Annotated in this window: 20 protein-coding genes; 16 read left to right on the forward strand and 4 right to left on the reverse strand. The window is 55.8% G+C overall.

The window, feature by feature from the left end:
• Positions 1–215: 215 nt before the first annotated feature.
• Entirely contained in the window at positions 216–1,469 is a 1,254-nt protein-coding gene (gene glyA / locus AC0XWG_RS13050) for a serine hydroxymethyltransferase (protein ID WP_028016077.1), read from the forward strand.
• 54 nt (positions 1,470–1,523) lie between these two features.
• Here the strand turns inward: glyA and AC0XWG_RS13055 are convergent, their stop codons facing one another.
• Positions 1,524–1,946: a DoxX family protein gene (locus AC0XWG_RS13055; RefSeq protein WP_028016078.1), complete on the reverse strand. Its 423-nt coding sequence runs from the start codon at positions 1,944–1,946 to the stop codon at positions 1,524–1,526.
• 172 nt (positions 1,947–2,118) lie between these two features.
• Between AC0XWG_RS13055 and AC0XWG_RS13060 the strand changes: the two genes are divergently transcribed.
• On the forward strand, positions 2,119–3,258 hold the full coding sequence (locus tag AC0XWG_RS13060; RefSeq protein ID WP_049005525.1) for a 3-phenylpropionate MFS transporter: 1,140 nt from the start codon (positions 2,119–2,121) through the stop codon (positions 3,256–3,258).
• On the opposite strand, the gene csiE is transcribed toward AC0XWG_RS13060, so the two are convergent.
• Positions 3,259–4,536 (reverse strand): stationary phase inducible protein CsiE, encoded by a 1,278-nt coding sequence (csiE, locus tag AC0XWG_RS13065; protein WP_049005526.1) that lies wholly within the window; start codon positions 4,534–4,536, stop codon positions 3,259–3,261.
• A 125-nt stretch (positions 4,537–4,661) separates the two neighbouring features.
• Between csiE and AC0XWG_RS13070 the strand changes: the two genes are divergently transcribed.
• Together AC0XWG_RS13070 and AC0XWG_RS13075 are read left to right on the forward strand one after the other, a co-directional pair.
• On the forward strand, positions 4,662–5,300 hold the full coding sequence (locus AC0XWG_RS13070; protein ID WP_128348052.1) for a DUF1007 family protein: 639 nt from the start codon (positions 4,662–4,664) through the stop codon (positions 5,298–5,300).
• Complete coding sequence (locus AC0XWG_RS13075) at positions 5,291–6,271, forward strand: nickel/cobalt transporter (RefSeq protein ID WP_128348051.1); 981 nt, start codon at positions 5,291–5,293, stop codon at positions 6,269–6,271. The genes AC0XWG_RS13070 and AC0XWG_RS13075 overlap by 10 nt, the downstream gene beginning before the upstream one ends.
• A gap of 40 nt (positions 6,272–6,311) precedes the next feature.
• On the opposite strand, the gene suhB is transcribed toward AC0XWG_RS13075, so the two are convergent.
• The gene (suhB, locus tag AC0XWG_RS13080) at positions 6,312–7,115 is read right to left on the reverse strand and encodes an inositol-1-monophosphatase (RefSeq protein ID WP_475680646.1); all 804 of its coding nucleotides are present in this window, start codon (positions 7,113–7,115) and stop codon (positions 6,312–6,314) included.
• A 131-nt stretch (positions 7,116–7,246) separates the two neighbouring features.
• On the opposite strand from suhB, the gene trmJ reads away from it, so the two are divergent.
• The 11 genes from trmJ to sseB all read left to right on the forward strand — a co-directional run bounded on the left by trmJ (position 7,247) and on the right by sseB (position 15,886).
• Positions 7,247–7,975, forward strand: coding sequence for a tRNA (cytosine(32)/uridine(32)-2'-O)-methyltransferase TrmJ (trmJ, locus tag AC0XWG_RS13085; protein ID WP_475680647.1), 729 nt, complete (start codon positions 7,247–7,249; stop codon positions 7,973–7,975).
• 215 nt (positions 7,976–8,190) lie between these two features.
• On the forward strand, positions 8,191–8,682 hold the full coding sequence (iscR, locus tag AC0XWG_RS13090) for a Fe-S cluster assembly transcriptional regulator IscR (protein WP_008502158.1): 492 nt from the start codon (positions 8,191–8,193) through the stop codon (positions 8,680–8,682).
• Positions 8,683–8,801: 119 nt separating this feature from the next.
• Positions 8,802–10,016, forward strand: a complete 1,215-nt coding sequence (iscS, locus tag AC0XWG_RS13095) for a cysteine desulfurase (RefSeq protein WP_008502157.1) — start codon at positions 8,802–8,804, stop codon at positions 10,014–10,016.
• Between the two features lie 24 nt (positions 10,017–10,040).
• Positions 10,041–10,427, forward strand: a complete 387-nt coding sequence (gene iscU / locus AC0XWG_RS13100; protein WP_003860661.1) for a Fe-S cluster assembly scaffold IscU — start codon at positions 10,041–10,043, stop codon at positions 10,425–10,427.
• 13 nt (positions 10,428–10,440) lie between these two features.
• The gene (gene iscA, locus AC0XWG_RS13105) at positions 10,441–10,764 is read left to right on the forward strand and encodes an iron-sulfur cluster assembly protein IscA (RefSeq protein ID WP_003860659.1); all 324 of its coding nucleotides are present in this window, start codon (positions 10,441–10,443) and stop codon (positions 10,762–10,764) included.
• Between the two features lie 80 nt (positions 10,765–10,844).
• A complete protein-coding gene (gene hscB, locus AC0XWG_RS13110) occupies positions 10,845–11,360 on the forward strand; it encodes a co-chaperone HscB (RefSeq protein WP_028016084.1) in 516 nt (171 codons plus the stop codon).
• 14 nt (positions 11,361–11,374) lie between these two features.
• Positions 11,375–13,225: a Fe-S protein assembly chaperone HscA gene (hscA, locus tag AC0XWG_RS13115; RefSeq protein ID WP_129323988.1), complete on the forward strand. Its 1,851-nt coding sequence runs from the start codon at positions 11,375–11,377 to the stop codon at positions 13,223–13,225.
• Position 13,226: 1 nt separating this feature from the next.
• The gene (fdx, locus tag AC0XWG_RS13120) at positions 13,227–13,562 is read left to right on the forward strand and encodes an ISC system 2Fe-2S type ferredoxin (RefSeq protein WP_217187352.1); all 336 of its coding nucleotides are present in this window, start codon (positions 13,227–13,229) and stop codon (positions 13,560–13,562) included.
• Position 13,563: 1 nt separating this feature from the next.
• Entirely contained in the window at positions 13,564–13,764 is a 201-nt protein-coding gene (iscX, locus tag AC0XWG_RS13125) for a Fe-S cluster assembly protein IscX (RefSeq protein WP_003860650.1), read from the forward strand.
• A gap of 53 nt (positions 13,765–13,817) precedes the next feature.
• Positions 13,818–15,104, forward strand: a complete 1,287-nt coding sequence (pepB, locus tag AC0XWG_RS13130; protein ID WP_475680648.1) for an aminopeptidase PepB — start codon at positions 13,818–13,820, stop codon at positions 15,102–15,104.
• A 5-nt stretch (positions 15,105–15,109) separates the two neighbouring features.
• The gene (gene sseB / locus AC0XWG_RS13135) at positions 15,110–15,886 is read left to right on the forward strand and encodes an enhanced serine sensitivity protein SseB (protein WP_028016087.1); all 777 of its coding nucleotides are present in this window, start codon (positions 15,110–15,112) and stop codon (positions 15,884–15,886) included.
• Between the two features lie 31 nt (positions 15,887–15,917).
• Here sseB and sseA read toward each other — a convergent pair whose 3' ends face one another.
• Positions 15,918–16,766 (reverse strand): 3-mercaptopyruvate sulfurtransferase, encoded by an 849-nt coding sequence (gene sseA / locus AC0XWG_RS13140; RefSeq protein WP_475680649.1) that lies wholly within the window; start codon positions 16,764–16,766, stop codon positions 15,918–15,920.
• A 193-nt stretch (positions 16,767–16,959) separates the two neighbouring features.
• Between sseA and AC0XWG_RS13145 the strand changes: the two genes are divergently transcribed.
• Complete coding sequence (locus AC0XWG_RS13145; protein WP_475680650.1) at positions 16,960–21,912, forward strand: alpha-2-macroglobulin family protein; 4,953 nt, start codon at positions 16,960–16,962, stop codon at positions 21,910–21,912.

The following is a 21,912-nucleotide window of genomic DNA, read 5'->3' on the forward strand; positions in this document are numbered from 1 at the left end:
TGAAAAATATGCATCACAAACCTGAAAAGAAATCGGTTGAAAATGTCGAGAGCTTTATTCCTCAAACCCTTGCGTGGCGTGAAGGAAAACGTTTGCGTAAAATCGTTTGTCAAGACCTGTTATCACAGAACTATTCAGTTATACTGTTGCCCGTCGTCCAACAGGACTGCCTTTTCAGGCCAAAATTTACTTGTTAGCTGAGTCAGGAGATGCGGATGTTAAAGCGTGAAATGAACATTGCCGATTATGATGCCGAACTGTGGCAGGCTATGGAGCAGGAAAAAGTACGTCAGGAAGAGCACATCGAACTGATCGCCTCCGAAAACTACACCAGCCCGCGCGTAATGCAGGCGCAGGGCTCTCAGCTGACCAACAAATATGCTGAAGGTTATCCGGGTAAGCGTTACTACGGCGGTTGTGAGTACGTTGATATCGTTGAGCAACTGGCTATCGACCGTGCGAAAGAGCTTTTTGGTGCTGACTACGCTAACGTGCAGCCGCACTCTGGCTCTCAGGCTAACTTCGCGGTCTACACCGCGCTGCTGCAACCGGGTGATACCGTTCTGGGTATGAACCTGGCGCAGGGCGGCCACCTGACTCACGGCTCCCCGGTTAACTTCTCCGGCAAACTGTACAACATCATTCCTTACGGTATTGATGAGTCCGGTAAGATTGACTACGAAGACATGGCGAAGCAGGCGCAGACCCATAAACCGAAAATGATCATCGGCGGTTTCTCTGCTTACTCCGGTATCGTTGACTGGGCAAAAATGCGTGAAATCGCAGACAGCATCGGTGCTTACCTGTTCGTAGACATGGCGCACGTTGCGGGTCTGATTGCCGCAGGCGTTTACCCGAACCCGGTACCACACGCTCACGTTGTGACCACCACCACCCACAAAACCCTGGCGGGTCCTCGCGGTGGCCTGATCCTGGCGAAAGGCGGTGATGAAGAGCTGTACAAAAAACTGAACTCTGCTGTGTTCCCAAGCGCGCAGGGCGGCCCTCTGATGCACGTTATCGCGGCAAAAGCGGTGGCGCTGAAAGAAGCGATGGAGCCAGAGTTCAAGGTTTACCAGCAGCAGGTTGCCAAAAACGCCAAAGCGATGGTGGAAGTGTTCCTGAACCGTGGCTACAAAGTGGTCTCCGGTGGTACTGAAAACCACCTGTTCCTGCTGGATCTGGTTGATAAAAACCTGACCGGTAAAGAAGCTGACGCTGCCCTGGGCCGCGCAAACATCACCGTGAACAAAAACAGCGTACCAAACGATCCGAAGAGCCCGTTTGTGACCTCCGGTATCCGTATTGGTTCACCAGCAGTGACTCGCCGTGGCTTTAAAGAAGCGGAAGTGAAAGAGCTGGCTGGCTGGATGTGTGACGTTCTGGACAATATCAATGACGAAGCGGTTATCGAGCGCGTTAAAGGTAAAGTTCTGGATATCTGCGCACGCTTCCCGGTATACGCATAATTCCTCTGCTTTGCAGAAATAAAAAAGGCCGCGCTTGCGGCCTTTTTTTATGGCTCAACGCCGGTCAAGGGAAATCGCGCCAGGCCCGACTATCGCCAGCAGAATAAAGGCACCAGCAATACTGACATTCTTGTAGAAGTTAATCATATTCGGTACGACCGCATCACCGGTCATATCCCAGTAGTGATGGCCTATTACCGCGGTTCCCAGAGTGTAAAACACAAACAGGACGGCGAGAGGACGGGTGAAAAAACCCAGTACGATCAGAATAGCGGCGGGCACTTCCATTACCACCGCAATAATGGCCGCCAGCATGGGCATCGGCGTACCCAGCGAGGTCATATATTGCACGGTGCCGCTAAACCCTGTGAGTTTCGGATAGCCAAAAATAATAAACAGTACAACAAGTGCGATGCGGCCAATCAACAGCAACAGGTGACGCGACTGACCGAAATCGAAATAACGAAGTGAGTTCATGGCAGAAAACCTCTGCAAGTGGAGTAATTTAAACGTAATACACATTTTCATTCCCTGCCATAAACCAGATGACTGCACATTATGTTAATTTTTCGTTAATTTATAGCAGGCTATCGACTTGCTTAATTTTTATATTCTCGCCAGACTATGGCCTCGATTTCGGGAGGGATTCATGGTCTTGCATTCCACGCGCTGGCTGGCGCTCAGTTATTTCACCTATTTCTTTAGCTACGGTATTTTTCTGCCTTTCTGGAGCGTCTGGCTCAAAGGCATTGGCCTGACCCCCGAGACCATTGGTGTCCTGCTAGGAGCCGGGCTGGTGGCGCGTTTCCTCGGCAGCCTGCTGATTGCCCCGCGCGTTAGCGATCCCTCCTTACTGATCAAGGCGCTGCGCATTCTTGCTCTGTTGACGCTGGTCTTTGTCGCCTGCTTCTGGGTCAGCCACCAGTTTGCCTGGCTGATGGTCGTGATGGTCGGCTTCAACCTGTTCTTTTCACCGCTGGTACCGCTGACGGATGCCCTGGCGAACACCTGGCAAAAGCAGATCACCATGGACTATGGCCGCGTGCGGCTGTGGGGCTCAATTGCCTTTGTGATTGGCTCTGCGTTGGTGGGTAAACTGGTCAGTCTCTATGATTACCGCGCGATCCTGGCACTGTTGAGTATCGGAATTGCCTCGATGTTGCTGGGCATGCTGCTGCGACCGTCGGTAATGCCGCAAGGGGAGAGCCGCCATCAGGAGAGCGCAGGCTGGCCTGCCTGGCGGAGCCTGGTTGCACAAAGCTGGCGTTTTCTGGCGTGCGTGTGTCTGCTCCAGGGGGCGCATGCGGCGTACTATGGTTTCAGTGCCATCTACTGGCAGGGGGCGGGATATTCTGCATCAGCCGTTGGCTATCTATGGTCGCTGGGGGTAGTGGCCGAAGTCGTTATTTTCGCCCTGAGCAAAAAGCTATTCCGTCGTTTTGGCGCGCGCGACCTGCTGCTGCTTTCCGCCCTGTGCGGTGTGCTGCGGTGGGGCATTATGGGCTGGACGACGGAACTGCCGTGGCTGATTGTGGCGCAAATTCTCCACTGCGGTACCTTCACCGTGTGCCATCTGGCGGCGATGCGCTATATCTCGGCGCGTGAGGGAGGGGACGTGATTCGTCTGCAGGCGGTTTATTCTGCGGTTGCGATGGGCGGCAGTATTGCGATCATGACGGTCTTCGCCGGTTTCCTCTACCAGCATCTGGGGCATGGCGTCTTCTGGGTGATGGCGCTGGTTGCTTTACCCGCGATAATCGTTCGTCCTAAAGTGACCGCTCGCGCCTGACTATGATTCCAGCATGGCGCGAATATGTTCTTGCTGCTGTGTGTTCAGTGCTTCAACGGCATGGATCAACGGCGGCGAGAATAACGGTAGAGCAGTAGGATAGGGGGTGATAACCAGCGCGGCTTCGCGCGGTGCCCCCTCTTTCTGGAAAGTCTGCAACGCCAGATAGCGAATATTGAGCGGCAGCAGCGTCAACTCACGAAGTTGCTCCTCAATCAGATCTTCGCAGGCTTTATCTTCCCCCGTCAGCAGAATGACCTGTTTTTCGTGTAGATCGGTCTCCTGCATCAGCCAGGCGCCGAAAATCACCGCGACCAGGCTCATCTCCTCATCGGAAAAACGTAGTCCAAATTCTGCCTCCAGCTCAAACAGCGCCTCTTTGGTGGTGCGTAAAAGTCGGGGATAGAGACGATGGATCTCCTCTGGCAGGCTGTTGTCGATGCCGATCTCAAACAGCGAGCGGTCCAGCGCCTGAGCAAGATGGATATACAGCTGATCGGTCAGACCTTGCTCATCGCTGAAATTCATCCCGGTTTGAGAACGAAAACGGGCAATCATGCGCACAATGGCACGACGTAAACGCTGATCCTGCTGGTGTTTATCAAGTGCGGGATCGGGCGTGCGGAGCATCATAAACAACAGTGCCAGAAACAGTTGTTCATCCCCGTGAGCGCCTTGTGGGACCCTTCGTTTCCAGTGACGCACGATCTCCTGCGCCGTAAAATACTCCCCTCTCGACTGGGTCCAGCTGCGCTGAACGTGGGAAAACTGCGGCGTGTTCCCCAACTGGTGCTGGATTAGGCAATATTGCAAATAGAGCTGTAAAAACTGGACATCGCGGCATTCAAACTGGCGCTGTAGCTTCCGCGAGCAGAAGTTGATCAGCGCCCGCAGGTTAGCATCGTCATAAAGCGGGCGGGCAATGCCATGCTGTTTAAGTGCGGTTTTTAATGCAGGGGTAAACTGGTGCGAAACAAACTGTGGACACAGCCGCAGAGCCCTGCGCAGCCAGTGCAGCAGGCATAAACGCTTATTCAGGGCTGTACCTTCAATCCGGTAGCTGCCGTCATGGTGCGTGACGATATCAAGCCGGTGATAGCGCTGGATTTCATCGCGCGTCTCGGCTATATCTTGCCGTGCCATAGCGTCGTCCACGCCATTAGCAGCGATTATGCTCTGTGCGGTGACGACAGCATCGGGCAGGTAAAGCATCAAAAGCACCTGGCAGCGGCGCTGCGAACTGGAAAGCACAGATGGAATTTCAAGCGTCGTCATCATCTGTCGGGTATCCAGTGTGAATGTTTGATAAGAATAGCTAAATGATGGACGCTGAAAAGCGCGCCGGCAGCCCTTTCATTCAGGATTGCTGGAGAACATCACAGAATTTTTGACGTGAGGAATTGATGCAAACAGTTAAACAATGCGCGATGGCGCTATTTTTTGCGGTTATCACCTTCACCGCCAGCGCACACCCTCACAGCTTTATCGACCTGAAAACCGAACTGGTCACCGATGACGCTCAGCTAAGTGGACTGAAAATGCGCTGGACGATGGATGAAATCACCTCCGCTGACCTGCTGTATGACGCAGGAAATGCCAAACCCGGCGATGAGATCTGGAAAAAGCTGGCGGCGGAAGTGATGGCCAACGTGCTGGGTCAGCACTATTTCACCGAATTCTGGCACAACGGGCAAAAGGTCAAATTTCTGAACCGTCCCACGGAGTACGGTATGACGCGCGAGGGGCATCAGGCGGTGCTGACGTTTGTGCTTCCGCTGGCACATCCGCAGCCGCTGGCAGGGCAAAAATACACGTTTTCGACCTTTGACCCGACCTACTATGTCGACATGAGTTATGCCGGGGATAGCGATGTGCAGCTTCCGGCATCATTACAAAAAACCTGCAAGATTTCCGTTCATACCCCAAAGCCCAGCGAAGAAACGCTTAACTTTGCGGTTTCTCTCGATAAAGAAGATGCGCCGCCTGAAGACATGGAGTTGGGTAAACAGTTCGCGCAGGAGGTGACATTGCAATGTCAGTGATCTCTTCACAGGTTCGGAAGCCGCGCCGCTGGCTGCATCTCTGGCCGCTGGCGCTCTTTTTGCTGTTAGCGGTTTGCGGCGCGCTGTGGCTATGGCAGGCCTGGCCACAGGTCATGATGAAAAGCATTATCTGGCAGCGTGAAGTCAACCAGCAGATGAGCGGACTGCTGAAGGCGGTGGCGGAGAATCCGACCAAAGCGGGCGGCTCCCTGCTGGCGTTCAGTTTTGTCTATGGCGTATTACATGCTCTGGGGCCAGGGCATGGCAAAATCGTCATCACCACCTGGCTCGCCACTCATCCGTCAAAGCTGAAATCGAGCATCGGCCTGACGCTGGCCTCCTCGCTGCTTCAGGGCGGCGTGGCGATTGTGCTGGTCGTGGTGGTACTTTCGCTGTTACAGCTTCCGGCGCGCCAGCTGCACATGAGCAGCTTCTGGCTGGAGAAGGGCAGCTACGCGCTGGTGGGCGTGCTGGGGCTGATTCTTTGCTGGCGTGCGCTGAAAAAATTGCGCGTGTTACTGCAAAAGCCGAAATTCAAAGCCTTTACTCCCCATCATATTCACGATGCTCACTGCGGCTGTGGGCATCAACACCTGCCGACACAGGCGCAGTTGCAGAGTGGGGATGACTGGCGAGCGCGTCTGATGATCGTCCTCTCTATGGGCATGCGTCCGTGTTCGGGGGCGATCATGGTGCTGCTGTTCAGTAAAGTGATTGGCGTGTTTGGCTGGGGTATGCTGTCCGCGCTGGCGATGGCAGCGGGAACCTCTTTGACCATTTCGTCGCTGGCTCTGCTGGTTCACAGTTTCCGTCAACTGGCGGTAAAACTCAGTGGTAATAATGCGCCGGTGCTATGGCGACAAGTCGGCTGGACAACGCTCGCGCTGGCAGGTGGGGTGATTTTGCTGGTGGCTGCGGTGACGATGTGGATGAGCGCGGTGCCGGTGGGAAGGGGATTGCGGCCTTTTTAGTTGTTATTCCCTCTCCCACAGGGAGAGGGAATTTTCGGCATTAACGCTTCAGCGCGTCACTCAGCTCATCACGCATGTTTGCCAGCATGGCTTTAACAACGCGTGGGTTACCCGCAACGATGTTGCCGGTAGACATGTAGTTATGGCCGCCGGTGAAATCACACACCAGAGCGCCTGCTTCACGCGCGATCAGCTCGCCCGCAGCAAAGTCCCACGGCTTCAGTGCCAGTTCGAAGTAACCGTCAACACGGCCGGTCGCAACATAAGCCAGATCCAGCGCAGCAGAACCGGTGCGACGGAAGTCCGCGCATTCGGTGAACAGTTTGCCCAGGATGTTCATATAGGTGGTTGCGTGCTGTTTGGCTTTGAACGGGAAGCCGGTCGCCAGAATGGTGCCGTCCAGATCGCGTGCATTGCTGCAGCGCAGACGATAGCCGTTCAGCTGTGCGCCCTGACCGCGGGTCGCGGTGAATAGTTCGTTACGCATTGGATCGTACACAACGGCGACTTCAGTACGGCCTTTAATGCGTACTGCGATAGACACAGAGAAGTGTGGCAGGCGTTTGACGAAGTTGGTGGTGCCATCCAGTGGATCGATAACCCATTGAACATCCTGATCGGTACCTTCATGTTCACCGCTTTCTTCGGTGATGATGGTGTGCTGCGGGTAAGATTTGCGGATCGTTTCGATAATAATCGCTTCTGCGGCTTTATCGACGTTAGTCACGAAATCATTGCTGCCTTTCTGGCTGGTTTCTACGGAGTCTGGCGTTTCGAAGTGTTTGGCAATTACATTACCCGCCTTGCGCGCTGCGCGCACGGCGATGGTCAGCATCGGATGCATCGGTCTCTCTCACTGGATGTTAAAGAACAGGAAAATCGGCGCAGAGTATAGCAGCGAGATCGGAATCTGTCTCCCGTTTATGATAATATGCCGGAATATTCTTCAGACGCTGAATTCAGACATTAAAAACTATGCTGCAAAACATTCGAATTGTGCTGGTTGAAACATCGCATACCGGCAATATGGGCTCTGTTGCTCGCGCTATGAAAACTATGGGCTTAACGAACCTGTGGCTGGTTAACCCGCTGGTGAAACCTGACTCGCAGGCTATTGCCCTGGCGGCCGGTGCCAGCGACGTCATCGGCAATGCCCAGATCGTCGATACCCTTGACGAAGCGCTGGCTGGCTGCAGCCTCGTTGTCGGTACCAGCGCGCGTTCGCGTACGCTGCCGTGGCCAATGCTCGATCCGCGCGAATGCGGTCTGAAAAGTGTGGCAGAAGCTGAACAGGCACCCGTTGCGCTGGTCTTTGGTCGCGAGCGCGTTGGCCTGACCAACGACGAACTGCAAAAATGCCATTACCATGTCGCGATTGCCGCGAACCCGGAGTACAGCTCGCTGAACCTGGCAATGGCGGTACAGGTTATCGCCTACGAAGTGCGTATGGCCTGGCTGGCAACGCAGGAAAATGAGCGTACTGAGCCTCAGGAAGAGGCCGCCTATCCGCTGGTGGACGATCTTGAGCGCTTCTACGGTCATCTGGAGCAGACGCTGCTCTCAACCGGCTTTATCCGCGAGGGCCATCCAGGCCAGGTGATGAACAAACTGCGCCGTCTGTTCACCCGCGCGCGTCCGGAAAGCCAGGAGCTGAACATCCTGCGCGGAATTCTGGCGTCGATTGAGCAAAAGAATAAAGAGTAGTGTCGGTTTCCCCCTCTCCCCGTGGGAGAGGGCTGGGGGGCGGGCATCAGACCGCACCCCACAAAAAACGGCACAGAAGGTTAAATACCTGACTAAAACAGTCAAGTAAATAGTTGACCATTTTAGTCAGGAATGTCAGACTTGGCCCTGCTATGCAATACCCCATTTTACTATAAAAAACCCCGGGCAGGGGCGAGTTTGAGGTTAAGTAAGACATGAGACTGACATCTAAAGGGCGTTATGCCGTGACCGCGATGCTGGACGTTGCGCTCAACTCCGAAGCGGGCCCGGTTCCGTTGGCTGATATTTCTGAACGACAAGGGATCTCCCTCTCTTATCTGGAACAGCTGTTCTCCAGACTGCGTAAAAATGGACTGGTTTCCAGCGTTCGTGGCCCAGGCGGCGGTTATCTTCTGGGTAAAGACGCGGGCAGTATTGCAGTTGGTGAAGTGATTAGCGCAGTTGACGAATCCGTTGACGCGACCCGTTGCCAGGGTAAAGGCGGCTGCCAGGGCGGCGATAAGTGCCTGACCCACGCGCTGTGGCGCGATCTGAGCGATCGTCTGACCGGCTTCCTGAACAACATCACCCTCGGTGAACTGGTGAATAACCAGGAAGTTCTGGATGTCTCTGGTCGTCAGCACAGCCATGATTCACAACGCAGCACCCGCGCGCAGGACGCTATCGACGTTAAGTTACGCGCGTAATAAAAAGATAAGTATTTCAGAATCAGGCCGGGGCGAGGACTCGCCCCGTGTACTCGGTCGTACATCCAGCCGGTTGCCTGATTCCTTGCATTGAAGCGATGTACGGAGTTTAAAGAGCAATGAAATTACCGATTTATCTCGATTACTCCGCAACCACGCCGGTGGACCCGCGTGTTGCCGAGAAAATGATGCAGTGTCTGACCCTGGACGGAAACTTTGGTAACCCAGCTTCCCGTTCACACCGTTTTGGCTGGCATGCTGAAGAGGCGGTGGATATCGCCCGTAATCAGATTGCTGACCTGGTGGGTGCCGACCCGCGTGAGATTGTTTTCACCTCCGGTGCGACCGAATCCGACAACCTGGCGATCAAAGGTGCAGCCAACTTTTATCAGAAAAAAGGCAAGCACATCATCACCAGCAAAACCGAACACAAAGCCGTGCTGGATACCTGCCGCCAGCTGGAGCGTGAAGGGTACGAAGTCACTTACCTGGCGCCACAGAGCAACGGTATCATCGACCTGAAAGAGCTCGAAGCGGCCATGCGTGATGACACCATTCTGGTCTCCATCATGCACGTAAACAACGAAATCGGCGTAGTGCAGGATATCGCGACCATCGGCGAAATGTGCCGTGCGCGCGGCATCATCTATCACGTTGATGCGACCCAGAGCGTGGGTAAACTACCTATCGACCTGAGCCAGCTGAAAGTTGACCTGATGTCCTTCTCCGGTCACAAAATCTATGGCCCGAAAGGTATCGGCGCACTGTACGTTCGTCGTAAGCCACGTATCCGCATCGAAGCACAGATGCACGGTGGTGGTCACGAGCGCGGCATGCGTTCTGGTACGCTGCCTGTTCACCAGATCGTGGGCATGGGCGAAGCATACCGCATTGCAAAAGAAGAGATGGAAACCGAGATGGCGCGCCTGCGCACGCTGCGTAACCGTCTGTGGGACGGCGTGAAAGATATGGAAGAAGTGTATCTGAACGGCGATCTCGAGCAGGGCGCACCTAACATTCTCAACGTCAGCTTCAACTATGTTGAAGGCGAATCGCTGATCATGGCGCTGAAAGACCTGGCCGTTTCTTCCGGCTCTGCCTGTACGTCTGCAAGCCTGGAGCCATCCTACGTGCTGCGCGCGCTGGGTATGACTGACGAGCTGGCACACAGCTCTATCCGTTTCTCTTTAGGTCGTTTCACTACCGAAGAAGAGATTGACTACACCATCAAGCTGGTTCGCAACTCCATCGGCCGTTTGCGCGACCTTTCTCCACTGTGGGAAATGTTCAAGCAGGGCGTGGATCTGAACAGCATTGAATGGTCACATCACTAATCGGTACATAAGGAGAATTCAATCATGGCATACAGCGAAAAAGTTATTGATCATTACGAGAACCCGCGCAACGTTGGCTCTTTTGACAACAGCGACGAAAGCGTTGGTAGCGGTATGGTTGGCGCGCCAGCATGTGGCGACGTGATGAAGTTGCAGATTAAAGTCAACAATGAAGGTATCATTGAAGACGCGCGCTTCAAGACCTACGGCTGCGGTTCTGCTATTGCCTCCAGCTCCCTGGTCACCGAATGGGTGAAGGGTAAGTCTCTGGACGAAGCACAGGCAATTAAGAACACGGATATTGCTGAAGAACTCGAACTGCCACCAGTGAAAATTCACTGTTCTATCCTGGCAGAAGACGCGATCAAAGCCGCCATTGCGGATTACAAAAGCAAACGTGAAGCAAAATAATTGAGGTTTGAGTATGTCGATTACCCTTAGCGACAGCGCTGCCGCGCGAGTAAGCTCTTTTCTGGCGAACCGTGGTAAAGGCTTTGGCCTGCGACTGGGCGTACGTACCTCCGGCTGTTCTGGTATGGCTTACGTACTGGAGTTTGTTGATGAACCGGCGTCCGATGACACCGTGTTTGAAGACAAGGGCGTGAAGGTGGTGGTCGATGGCAAAAGCCTGCAATTCCTCAACGGCACTCAGCTGGACTTTGTAAAAGAAGGCCTGAACGAAGGGTTCAAATTCACGAACCCGAACGTCAAAGACGAGTGTGGTTGCGGCGAAAGCTTCCACGTTTAACCGCGCGTCATCCGAAACCCCACCGTGGCGTTACTCGCTACGCGTGGGGTTTGTTCTAACAGGCTACCCCTGAGATTGTTATGGATTACTTCACTCTCTTCGGACTACCCGCTCAATATCCGATTGATCTCCAGGCGTTGACGATCCGTTTTCAGGATTTGCAGCGTCAGTACCATCCGGACAAATTTGCCAGTGGTACTCAGTCAGAGCAATTGGCTGCGGTATCGCAATCCGCGACCATCAACCAGGCCTGGCAGACGCTGCGCCATCCGCTAACGCGTGCAGAGTATCTGCTCTCGCTCCACGGTTTCGATCTGGCGAGCGAACAGCATACCGTGCGCGACACGGCGTTTTTGATGGAACAGCTGGAGCTGCGTGAAGAGCTGGATGAGATTGAACAGGCCAAAGACGAAGCGCGTCTGGAAAGCTTCATTAAGCGCGTGAAGGGCATGTTCGATACCCGCCATCAGCAGATGGTGGAGCAACTGAACAACGAGACCTGGGACGTGGCGGCAGATACTGTGCGCAAACTCCGTTTTCTCGATAAACTGCGAAGCAGTGCTGAACAACTCGAAGAAAAGCTGCTCGATTTTTAATTTCGGAAGCAATTATGGCCTTATTACAAATTAGTGAGCCTGGCTTAAGTGCCGCACCGCACCAGCGTCGTCTGGCGGTGGGTATCGATCTGGGCACCACCAATTCTCTCGTGGCGACCGTGCGTAGCGGCCAGGCGGAAACGCTGGCTGACGAGCAGGGCCGCCATCTGCTGCCTTCCGTGGTCCACTACCAGCAGCAGGGTCACGTGGTTGGCTATGACGCCCGCGCCAATGCCGCGCGCGATCCGGCCAATACTATCAGCTCTGTAAAGCGCATGATGGGCCGCTCGCTGGCCGATATTCAGACCCGTTACCCGCATCTGCCGTATCAGCTCCAGGCCAGTGAAAACGGCCTGCCGATGATCGCGACTGCGGCCGGTCTGCTGAACCCGATCCGTGTTTCTGCTGATATCCTGAAAGCGCTGGCGGCGCGCGCGACGGCGACGCTCGGCGGCGATTTAGACGGCGTAGTGATCACCGTACCGGCCTACTTTGACGATGCTCAGCGTCAGGGCACCAAAGACGCCGCGCGTCTGGCGGGCCTGCATGTGCTGCGCCTGCTGAACGAACCGACGGCAGCGGCAATTGCCTACGGCCTCGACTCCGGTCAGGAAGGGGTGATTGCGGTTTACGATCTCGGTGGCGGTACCTTTGATATCTCGATCCTGCGCTTAAGCCGTGGCGTGTTCGAAGTGCTGGCAACCGGCGGGGATTCCGCACTGGGCGGCGATGACTTCGACCATCTGCTGGCCGATTTTATTCGCGAGCAGGCAGGCATCAGCGATCGCAGCGATGCTCGCGTACAGCGTGAACTGCTGGATGCGGCCATCGAGGCAAAAATTGCGCTGAGTGATGCACAGTCTGTCACCGTGAATGTCGCAGGCTGGCAGGGTGACATCTCCCGCGACCAGTTCAGCGATCTGATTGCCCCGCTGGTGAAACGTACCCTGCTGGCCTGTCGCCGTGCACTGAAAGATGCGGGCGTTGAGGCTGAAGAGGTGCTGGAAGTGGTCATGGTGGGTGGTTCAACCCGTGTGCCGCTGGTGCGTGAGCGCGTGGGCGAGTTCTTTGGCCGCACGCCGCTGACCTCCATCGACCCGGACAAAGTGGTTGCCGTGGGCGCCGCTATCCAGGCTGATATTCTGGTTGGCAACAAGCCGGACAGCGAAATGCTGCTGCTGGACGTCATTCCACTGTCGCTGGGTTTAGAAACCATGGGCGGCCTTGTGGAGAAAGTGATCCCGCGTAACACCACCATTCCGGTGGCGCGCGCGCAGGAGTTCACCACCTTCAAGGACGGCCAGACCGCGATGTCCATCCACGTGATGCAGGGCGAACGCGAGCTGGTGCAGGACTGCCGCTCTCTGGCACGCTTTGCGCTGCGTGGTATCCCGGCGCTACCTGCGGGCGGGGCGCATATTCGCGTCACCTTCCAGGTGGATGCGGATGGCCTGCTGAGCGTCACGGCGATGGAAAAATCCACCGGTGTGGAATCGTCCATCCAGGTGAAGCCGTCCTACGGCCTGACCGATGGCGAAATCGCCTCCATGATTCAGGATTCAATGAGTTACGCCGAGCAGGATGTGAAGGCGCGTATGCTGGCTGAACAAAAAGTTGAAGCCGCACGCGTGCTGGAAAGCCTGAACGGCGCGCTCGCTGCCGATGCCGCGCTGTTAAGCGCCGCTGAGCGCCAGGTCATTGACGACGCTGCCGCACACTTAAGTGCCGTAGCGCAAGGCGATGACGCTGATGCAATAGAAGAAGCCATTAAAAACGTTGATAAACAAACACAGGACTTTGCTGCTCGCCGCATGGACAAATCTGTCCGCGTCGCGCTGAAAGGCCAGTCCGTGGACGAGGTTTAATATGCCAAAGATTGTTATTTTGCCTCATGCGGACCTCTGTCCGGATGGTGCTGTTCTGGAAGCGAATACCGGTGAAACTATTCTCGATGTTGCCCTGCGTAACGGTATCGAAGTGGAACACGCCTGTGAAAAATCCTGTGCCTGTACTACCTGCCACTGCGTCGTGCGTGAAGGTTTCGACTCTCTCGCCGAGAGCACCGAAGACGAAGACGACATGCTGGATAAAGCATGGGGTCTGGAGCCAGACAGCCGCTTAAGCTGCCAGGCGCTGGTGACCGATGAAGATCTGGTCGTGGAATTCCCACGCTACACCATCAACCACGCACGCGAGCATTAATATGGGACTGAAGTGGACAGACAGCCGTGAAATCGGCGAAGCGCTCTACGACGCGAACCCGGATCTCGATCCGAAGACCGTACGATTCACCGACATGCACCAGTGGATCTGCGATTTAGAGGATTTTGACGACGATCCAAACGCATCCAATGAAAAAATTCTGGAGGCGATTCTGTTAGTCTGGTTAGATGAAGCAGAATAAATCACCTTACGGGCTGCCTTCAGGCGGCCCGTTTGCTAATAAGGATAAATAAAATGACCGAAGCGATGAAGATTACGCTCTCCACACAGCCTGCAGACGCACGCTGGGGAGAAAAAGCCACGTACAGCATTAACAACGACGGTATTACCCTGCACCTGACGGGCAAAGATGATTTGGGCCTGATCCAGCGCGCGGCGCGCAAAGTGGATGGTCTGGGCATTAAGCATGTCACCCTCGACGGCGAAGGCTGGGACACCGACCGCAGCTGGGCGTTCTGGGCGGGCTACAAAGGGCCGAAAGGCATCCGTAAAATTGAGTGGGCGAACCTTGATGCCGCGGGGCAGAAAGAGCTGGAAAGCCGTCTGACCATTATCGACTGGGTGCGCGACACCATCAATGCCCCGGCAGAAGAGCTGGGCCCGGAACAGCTGGCACAACGTGCTGTTGACCTGCTGTGTGGTGTGGCGGGCGACAAAATGTCTTACCGCATCACCAAAGGTGAAGATCTGCGCGAGCAGAACTACATGGGCATCCATACTGTAGGACGTGGTTCTGAGCGTCCTCCTGTGCTGCTGGCTCTGGATTACAACCCAACCGGCGATAAAGAAGCGCCAGTCTTTGCTTGCCTGGTCGGGAAAGGCATCACTTTCGATAGCGGCGGCTACAGCCTGAAACAGAGCGCGTTCATGGATTCCATGAAGTCCGATATGGGCGGCGCGGCCACCATTACCGGCGCGCTGGCGTTTGCTATCACCCGTGGTCTGAACAAGCGTGTGAAGCTCTACCTGTGCTGTGCTGACAACATGGTGAGCGGCAATGCCTTCAAGCTGGGCGATATTATTCGCTACCGCAACGGCAAAAACGTTGAAGTGATGAACACCGACGCCGAAGGCCGTCTGGTGCTGGCCGATGGCCTGATCGACGCCTCTGCCCAAAAACCAGAACTGATCATCGACATGGCGACCCTGACCGGCGCAGCGAAAACCGCGCTGGGTAACGACTACCATGCGCTGTTCAGCTTCGACGACAAACTGGCCGCGCGCCTGCTGACAAGTGCTGCCGCTGAGAACGAGCCGTTCTGGCGTCTGCCGCTGGCCGAGTTCCACCGTAACCAGTTGCCGTCCAACTTTGCTGAACTGAACAACACCGCAAGCGCGGCGTACCCGGCGGGTGCGAGCACCGCAGCCGGTTTCCTGTCTCACTTTGTTGAGAACTACCAGGAAGGTTGGCTGCACATCGACTGCTCTGCAACGTACCGTAAAGCGGCGGTTGAGCAGTGGTCGGCGGGCGCAACGGGTCTGGGTGTGCGTACCGTGGCGAACCTGCTGACGGCTGAGTAATTGTTATGTCCGAAACCAAAAACGAATTAGAAACCCTGCTGGAGCAGGCGGCAACCGAGCCTGCCCATCGTCCGGCATTTTTCCGCACGCTGCTGGAATCCACCGTCTGGGTGCCGGGTACCGCCGCGGAAGGTGAGCAGGTCGTAGAAGACAGCGCGCTGGATCTGCTGCACTGGGAGAAAGACGACGGCACTTCGGTGATCCCGTTTTTCACCTCGCTGGAAGCGTTGCAGCAAGCCGTTGAAGACGAACAGGCGTTCGTGGTGATGCCGGTACGTACCCTGTTTGAAATGACGCTCGGCCAGACGCTGTTCCTCAACGCGAAGCTGCCGACCGGAAAAGAGTTCACCCCGCGTGAAATCAGCCATCTGATTGGCGAAGAGGGTAACCCGCTCAGCACGCAAGAGGTGCTGGAAGGGGGCGAAACGCTGCTGTTGTCTGAAGTGGCGGAACCGCCTGCGCAGATGATCGATTCGCTGACCACGTTGTTCAAAACCCTGAAACCGGTAAGACGCGCGTTCCTCTGTTCAATTAAAGAGCATGCAGACGAACAGCCGGTGTTGCTGATCGGTATTGAAGCTGATGGTGATATCGACGAGATCATTCAGGCGGCGGGCAGCGTGGCCACCGATACGCTGCCGGGTGATGAGCCGATTGATATTTGTCAGGTGAAGAACGGAGAGAAGGGCATCAGTCACTTTATTACTGAGCATATCACCCCGTTCTATGAGCGTCGCTGGGGCGGTTTCCTGCGCGATCTCAAAACCACGCGGATCATATAAACTTTTCGGGGTGAATATTCACCCCGTGAGTTTATCTGGTGGGTTCAACCGGCAGATCGTCTCGGGCTCCCCATTCGCTCCAGGCGCCGTCATAGAGCGTCACGTCGTTTACACCGAGCGTGGCGAGCGCCAGGATCACCACGCAAGCCGTTACGCCGGAGCCGCAGCTGGCAATAATCGGACGGTGTAAATCCACACCCTGACTCTCAAAAATAGCGCGAAGTTCGTCTGTGGTTTTCAGTTCGCCTTCAAATACCAGATCGCCCCACGGTACATTCAGTGCGCCCGGGATGTGACCGCGCTTCAGACCTGGACGCGGCTCATCCGCTTCGGCATTGAAACGCGGAGCTGGGCGGGCATCGACGATTTGTGCCGTTTTTTCATGGCTAACCACCAGTACGTCGGTCAGGCGTTTCACCACGTGTGGGGCAAACGTCGTATCGAAATCGCCTTCCGCCAGCGTGACTTCACTCTGTTGCAGCGGCAGTTCATCGCGCTTCCAGCCAGCCAGACCACCTGCCAGAATCGAGACCTTTTCGACGCCGAAGTTTTTCAGCATCCACCACGCGCGCGGCGCGGAGAAGAGGTTGCCCTCATCGTAGACAACCAGATGCTTGTCCTGGTTGATGCCCAGCTCGCGCATCGCCACAGAAAAGGCTTCCGCACGTGGCAGCATGTGTGGCAGGGGAGTAGTGTGATCGGAGAGGGCTTCAATATCAAAATATACCGCACCAGGCAGGTGGCCTGCGCGGTATTCCGCGACCATATCGCGGAGATGTTCCTGCCCGGCTGGGGCCATTCGCGCATCGATAATCTGGACTTCCGGGTCGTCGCTGTGCTCAATGAGCCAGTCGGCGGCGACAAAATATGAGGTAGTCATGGGGTGCCTCCATTCTTTTCCGTAAAAAAGAATTGTCGGTGTTTTTTCTGACGTCGACAAGCAAACTGCGTTCAAGTCGCGAGCCACCCCTTAATTTTACGGATTCTCAAATTGGACTTTTTGAATTAGTGAAACTTGCGGATAATACTTATCCGGACGACGACCAACAGGCTCCATGGGCCAGGGACAAAGGATGAAACCGTTTCGCTTAGCCGCGCTCTCTCTCGCGCTGCTTACCACGTTTACGCTTGTCGGCTGTGATAACAGCGACGATAAATCTCAGGCTGCGGCTCCCGCAGCATCCACAGCCACAACACCAAAAGCGGCGGAAAAGCCCGATGCTGAAAAGCTGGCCAAACTTGCGGCACAGAGTCAGGGTAAAGCGCTAACCTTGCTGGATGCCTCTGAAGTGCAGCTCGATGGCGCATCAACACTGGTGCTGACCTTCTCTGTTCCACTGAATCCCGATCAGGATTTCGCGAAAACCGTGCATGTTGTGGATAAGAAAAGTGGCAAGGTTGACGGGGCGTGGGAACTTGCGCCGAACCTGAAAGAGCTGCGTCTGCGCCATCTGGAGCCCAATCGCAATCTGGTCGTTACCGTTGAACGTGGCCTGCAGGCGCTGAACAAAGCGACATTCGGAATTGATTATGAAAAAGCGCTGACCACCCGGGATGTTGAACCGACGGTCGGTTTCGCCAGCCGGGGCTCACTGCTGCCGGGCAAGGTGGTGGAAGGTCTGCCGGTGATGGCGCTCAACGTCAACAATGTGGACGTGAATTTCTACCGTGTGAAGCCGGAATCTTTGGCCTCGTTTGTCAGTCAGTGGGAATACCGTAATTCGCTGACAAACTGGGAATCTGACAATTTGCTGAAGATGGCGGATCTGGTATACACCGGACGTTTTGACCTCAACCCGGCGCGCAACACGCGTGAAAAATTGCTGTTGCCCCTGAAGGATATTAAGCCGCTTCAGCAGTCTGGGGTCTATATCGCGGTGATGAACCAGGCGGGGCACTATAACTACAGCAACGCTGCGACTCTCTTTACCTTAAGCGACATTGGGCTGTCCGCTCACCGTTATCATAATCGTCTGGATATCTTCACCCAGAGCCTGGAAAACGGTGCGGCGCAGTCCGGTGTGACCGTCACCCTGTTGAACGATAAAGGGCAGACGCTTGCCGAAGCGAACAGCGATGGCGATGGTCATGCAAAGCTTGAGACCGACAAAGAGGCCGCGCTGATCCTTGCCAGTAAAGACGGGCAAACTACGCTGCTTGACCTTAAGCTACCGGCCCTCGATCTGGCTGAGTTTGATATTGCAGGTGCGCCGGGCTACAGCAAGCAGTTCTTTATGTTTGGCCCGCGCGATCTCTACCGCCCTGGCGAAACGGTGATCCTTAACGGTTTGCTTCGTGACAGTGACGGTAAACCACTACCCGATCAGCCCGTGAAACTTGACGTGCTGCGTCCGGATGGGCAGGTAGCGCGCACGATTGTCGTCCAGCCAGAGAACGGCCTCTATCGCTTTAACTATCCGCTGGACAGCGGGGCGCAGACCGGCATGTGGCATGTCCGCGCCAACACGGGGGATAACCTGCAGCGTCTGTGGGATTTCCACGTCGAAGATTTTATGCCAGAGCGTATGGCGCTGAATCTGACTGGACAAAAAACGCCGGTTTCACCGCAGGACAACGTCGACTTTAACGTGGTGGGATATTACCTGTACGGTGCGCCGGCCAACGGTAATTCCCTGCAGGGCCAGCTTTTCCTGCGTCCACTGCGTGAGGCCGTTGCTGCGCTGCCGGGCTTCCAGTTTGGTGATATCACCGAGGAGAACCTGAGCCGCAGTCTGGATGAAGTTCAGTTGACTCTCGATGATAAGGGGCGTGGGCAGGTTTCCACCGAAAGCCAGTGGAAAGAGGTGCACTCTCCTCTGCAATTGATTCTGCAGGCCAGCCTGCTGGAGTCGGGTGGTCGTCCGGTAACGCGTCGTGCTGAGCAGGCTATCTGGCCCGCGGCTGAGCTGCCAGGTATCCGCCCCCAGTTCGCCAGCAAAGCCGTTTATGACTACCGTACCGATACGACAGTCAACCAGCCAATTGTTGATGAAAATGGCAACGCCAGCTTTGACATTGTCTATGCCGATGCCAGCGGGGCGAAAAAGGCTGTTTCCGGGTTACAGGTTCGCCTGATCCGCGAGCGCCGGGACTACTACTGGAACTGGTCAGAAAGCGAAGGCTGGCAGTCACAGTTTGATCAAAAAGATCTGATCGAAGGCGAGCAGGAGCTTAGCCTCAAGGCGGATGAAACCGGCAAAGTTACCTTCCCGGTGGAGTGGGGCTCTTATCGTCTTGAAGTTAAAGCACCTGACGAGATGGTTAGCAGCGTGCGCTTCTGGGCAGGGTATAGCTGGCAGGATAACAGCGACGGCACAGGGGCTGCGCGTCCTGACCGCGTGACGTTGAAACTGGATAAACCGTCTTATCAGCCAGGGGATACGATTCAACTGCATATTGCTGCGCCGGCGGCAGGCAAAGGCTATGCGATGATCGAATCCAGCGAAGGTCCGCTGTGGTGGAAAGAGATCGACTTACCGGCAAACGGGCTTGATCTCTCTATTCCGGTGGATAAGGCCTGGAAACGCCACGATCTCTATCTCAGCACGCTGGTGGTACGCCCTGGGGACAAATCCAAATCCGCTACGCCAAAACGTGCGGTGGGTCTGCTGCACCTGCCGATGGGCGACGAAAATCGCCGTCTGAACATTGCCCTGGACAACCCGCAGAAGATGCGTCCGAACCAGACGCTCTCTGTGAAGGTGAAAGCCAGCGTGAAAGAGGGCGCGGCTCCGCAGAAAGTGAACGTGTTGCTTTCGGCGGTGGACAGCGGGGTGCTGAACATTACCGATTACGTCACGCCGGATCCGTGGCAAGCCTTCTTCGGTCAGAAGCGTTATGGCGCAGATATCTACGATATCTACGGCCAGGTCATTGAAGGTCAGGGCCGTATGGCCGCACTGCGTTTTGGTGGTGACGGAGATGAACTCAAGCGTGGTGGCAAACCGCCGGTGAACCACGTCACCATTATCGCCCAGCAGGCTCAGCCGGTTACGCTTGATGCCAACGGGGAAGGTACCGTTACGCTGCCGATTGGCGATTTCAACGGTGAGCTGCGCCTGATGGCGCAGGCCTGGACGGAAGATGATTTCGGCAGCAGCGAAAGCAAAGTCATTGTCGCCGCGCCGGTCATTACCGAGCTGAATACCCCACGCTTCCTGGCAAGTGGAGACACCTCGCGGCTGACGCTGGATCTCACCAACCTGACTGACAAGCCGCAGACGCTGAACATCGCCCTGACCGCGACCGGTAAACTGTCGCTTGAAGGCGCACAGCCGCAGCCGGTTCAGTTATCTCCTGGCGCACGCAGTACGCTGTTTATTCCCGTACGTGCACTGGACGGTTATGGCGACGGTGAAGTGACCGCGCAGGTTACCGGCCTGCAGCTTCCGGGCGAGACTTTCGCACCGCAGCAGAAGAGCTGGAAAATCGGCGTGCGTCCGGCGTTCCCGGCCCAGACGGTGAATACGGGGGCTATGCTGAACCCTGGTGAGTCCTGGACGGCACCTGCGCAGCATATCAATGGTTTCTCTCCTGCGACCCTGCAGGGGCAACTGTTACTGAGCGGCAAACCGCCGCTCAATCTGGCGCGTTATATTCGCGAGCTGCAGGCTTATCCGTATGGCTGTCTGGAACAAACTGCCAGCGGTCTGTTCCCGTCGCTCTACACCAATGCGGCGCAACTCACCGCGCTTGGCATCAAAGGTGATACGGACGACAAACGCCGCGCGGCCATTGATATCGGTATCTCCCGTCTGCTGCAGATGCAGCGTGAGGATGGCGGTTTCGCTCTTTGGGACAAAAATGGCCCGGAAGAGTACTGGCTGACCGCCTACGTTACTGACTTCCTGGTGCGCGCGGGCGAGCAGGGTTACAGCGTACCTGTCGATGCGGTGAATAACGCCAATAGCCGCCTGCTGCGTTATCTGCAGGATCCGGGCATGATGTCCATTCGCTATAGCGACGATACTCAGGCCAGCAAGTTCGCCGTACAGGCTTACGCTGCACTGGTGCTGGCGCGTCAGCAAAAAGCGCCACTGGGTGCGCTGCGTGAGATCTGGGAGCGCCACGGGCAAGCGGCTTCCGGGCTACCGCTGATGCAACTGGGTATGGCACTTAAACTGATGGGTGATGCTCCGCGCAGCCAGCAGGCGCTGGAGCTGGCACTCAAAACACCGCGTAACGACAGTAAAACCTGGATGGCCGATTACGGTAGCGTCCTGCGTGATAACGCACTGATGCTCTCCCTCCTGGAGGAGTACAAGCTGCTGCCGGATTCGCAAAATACGCTGTTGAATGCCTTGTCTGAACAAGCCTTCAGCCAGCGCTGGTTGTCCACTCAGGAGAGTAATGCGCTGTTCCTGGCCGGTCGTTCGCTGCAAACCTTGTCAGGGGCATGGCAGGCGAAAACCTCGTTGTCTGATACCGCTTCAGGTGGGGATAAATCGCTGATCCAAAATGTGAATGGCGATCAGCTTGGCGCACTGCAGGTGACCAATACCGGTACGACACCGCTGTGGGTGCGCCTGGACAGTACGGGTTATCCGGAATACGCGCCTCAGCCAGCCTCTAACGTATTGCAGGTTGAACGCCATATTCTGGCAACCGACGGCAGCACGAAGTCTCTTTCTGAGCTGAGGAGCGGGGAGCTGGTGCTGGTGTGGCTCGAAGTCAAGGCCAGTCAGAACGTGCCTGACGCGCTGGTTGTCGATCTGCTCCCGGCTGGGCTGGAACTGGAAAACCAGAACCTGGCGAGCAGTAGCGCCAGCCTGCAGGATAGCGGTAGCGAAGTGCAGAACTTGCTCAGTCAGATGCAGCAGGCGGATATTCAGCATATGGAGTTCCGTGACGATCGCTTCGTGGCGGCAGTTCCTGTCAATGAAGGACAGCCGGTGACGCTGGTCTACCTGGCCCGTGCGGTCACGCCGGGAACCTACCAGGTGCCGGTTCCGATGGTTGAATCCATGTATGTTCCGCAGTGGCGGGCAACGGGTGCGGCCAGTGGCCCGCTGATTGTTGTTCCGTAA

It is taken from the genome of Enterobacter sp. DVT3837 (assembly GCF_056238685.1).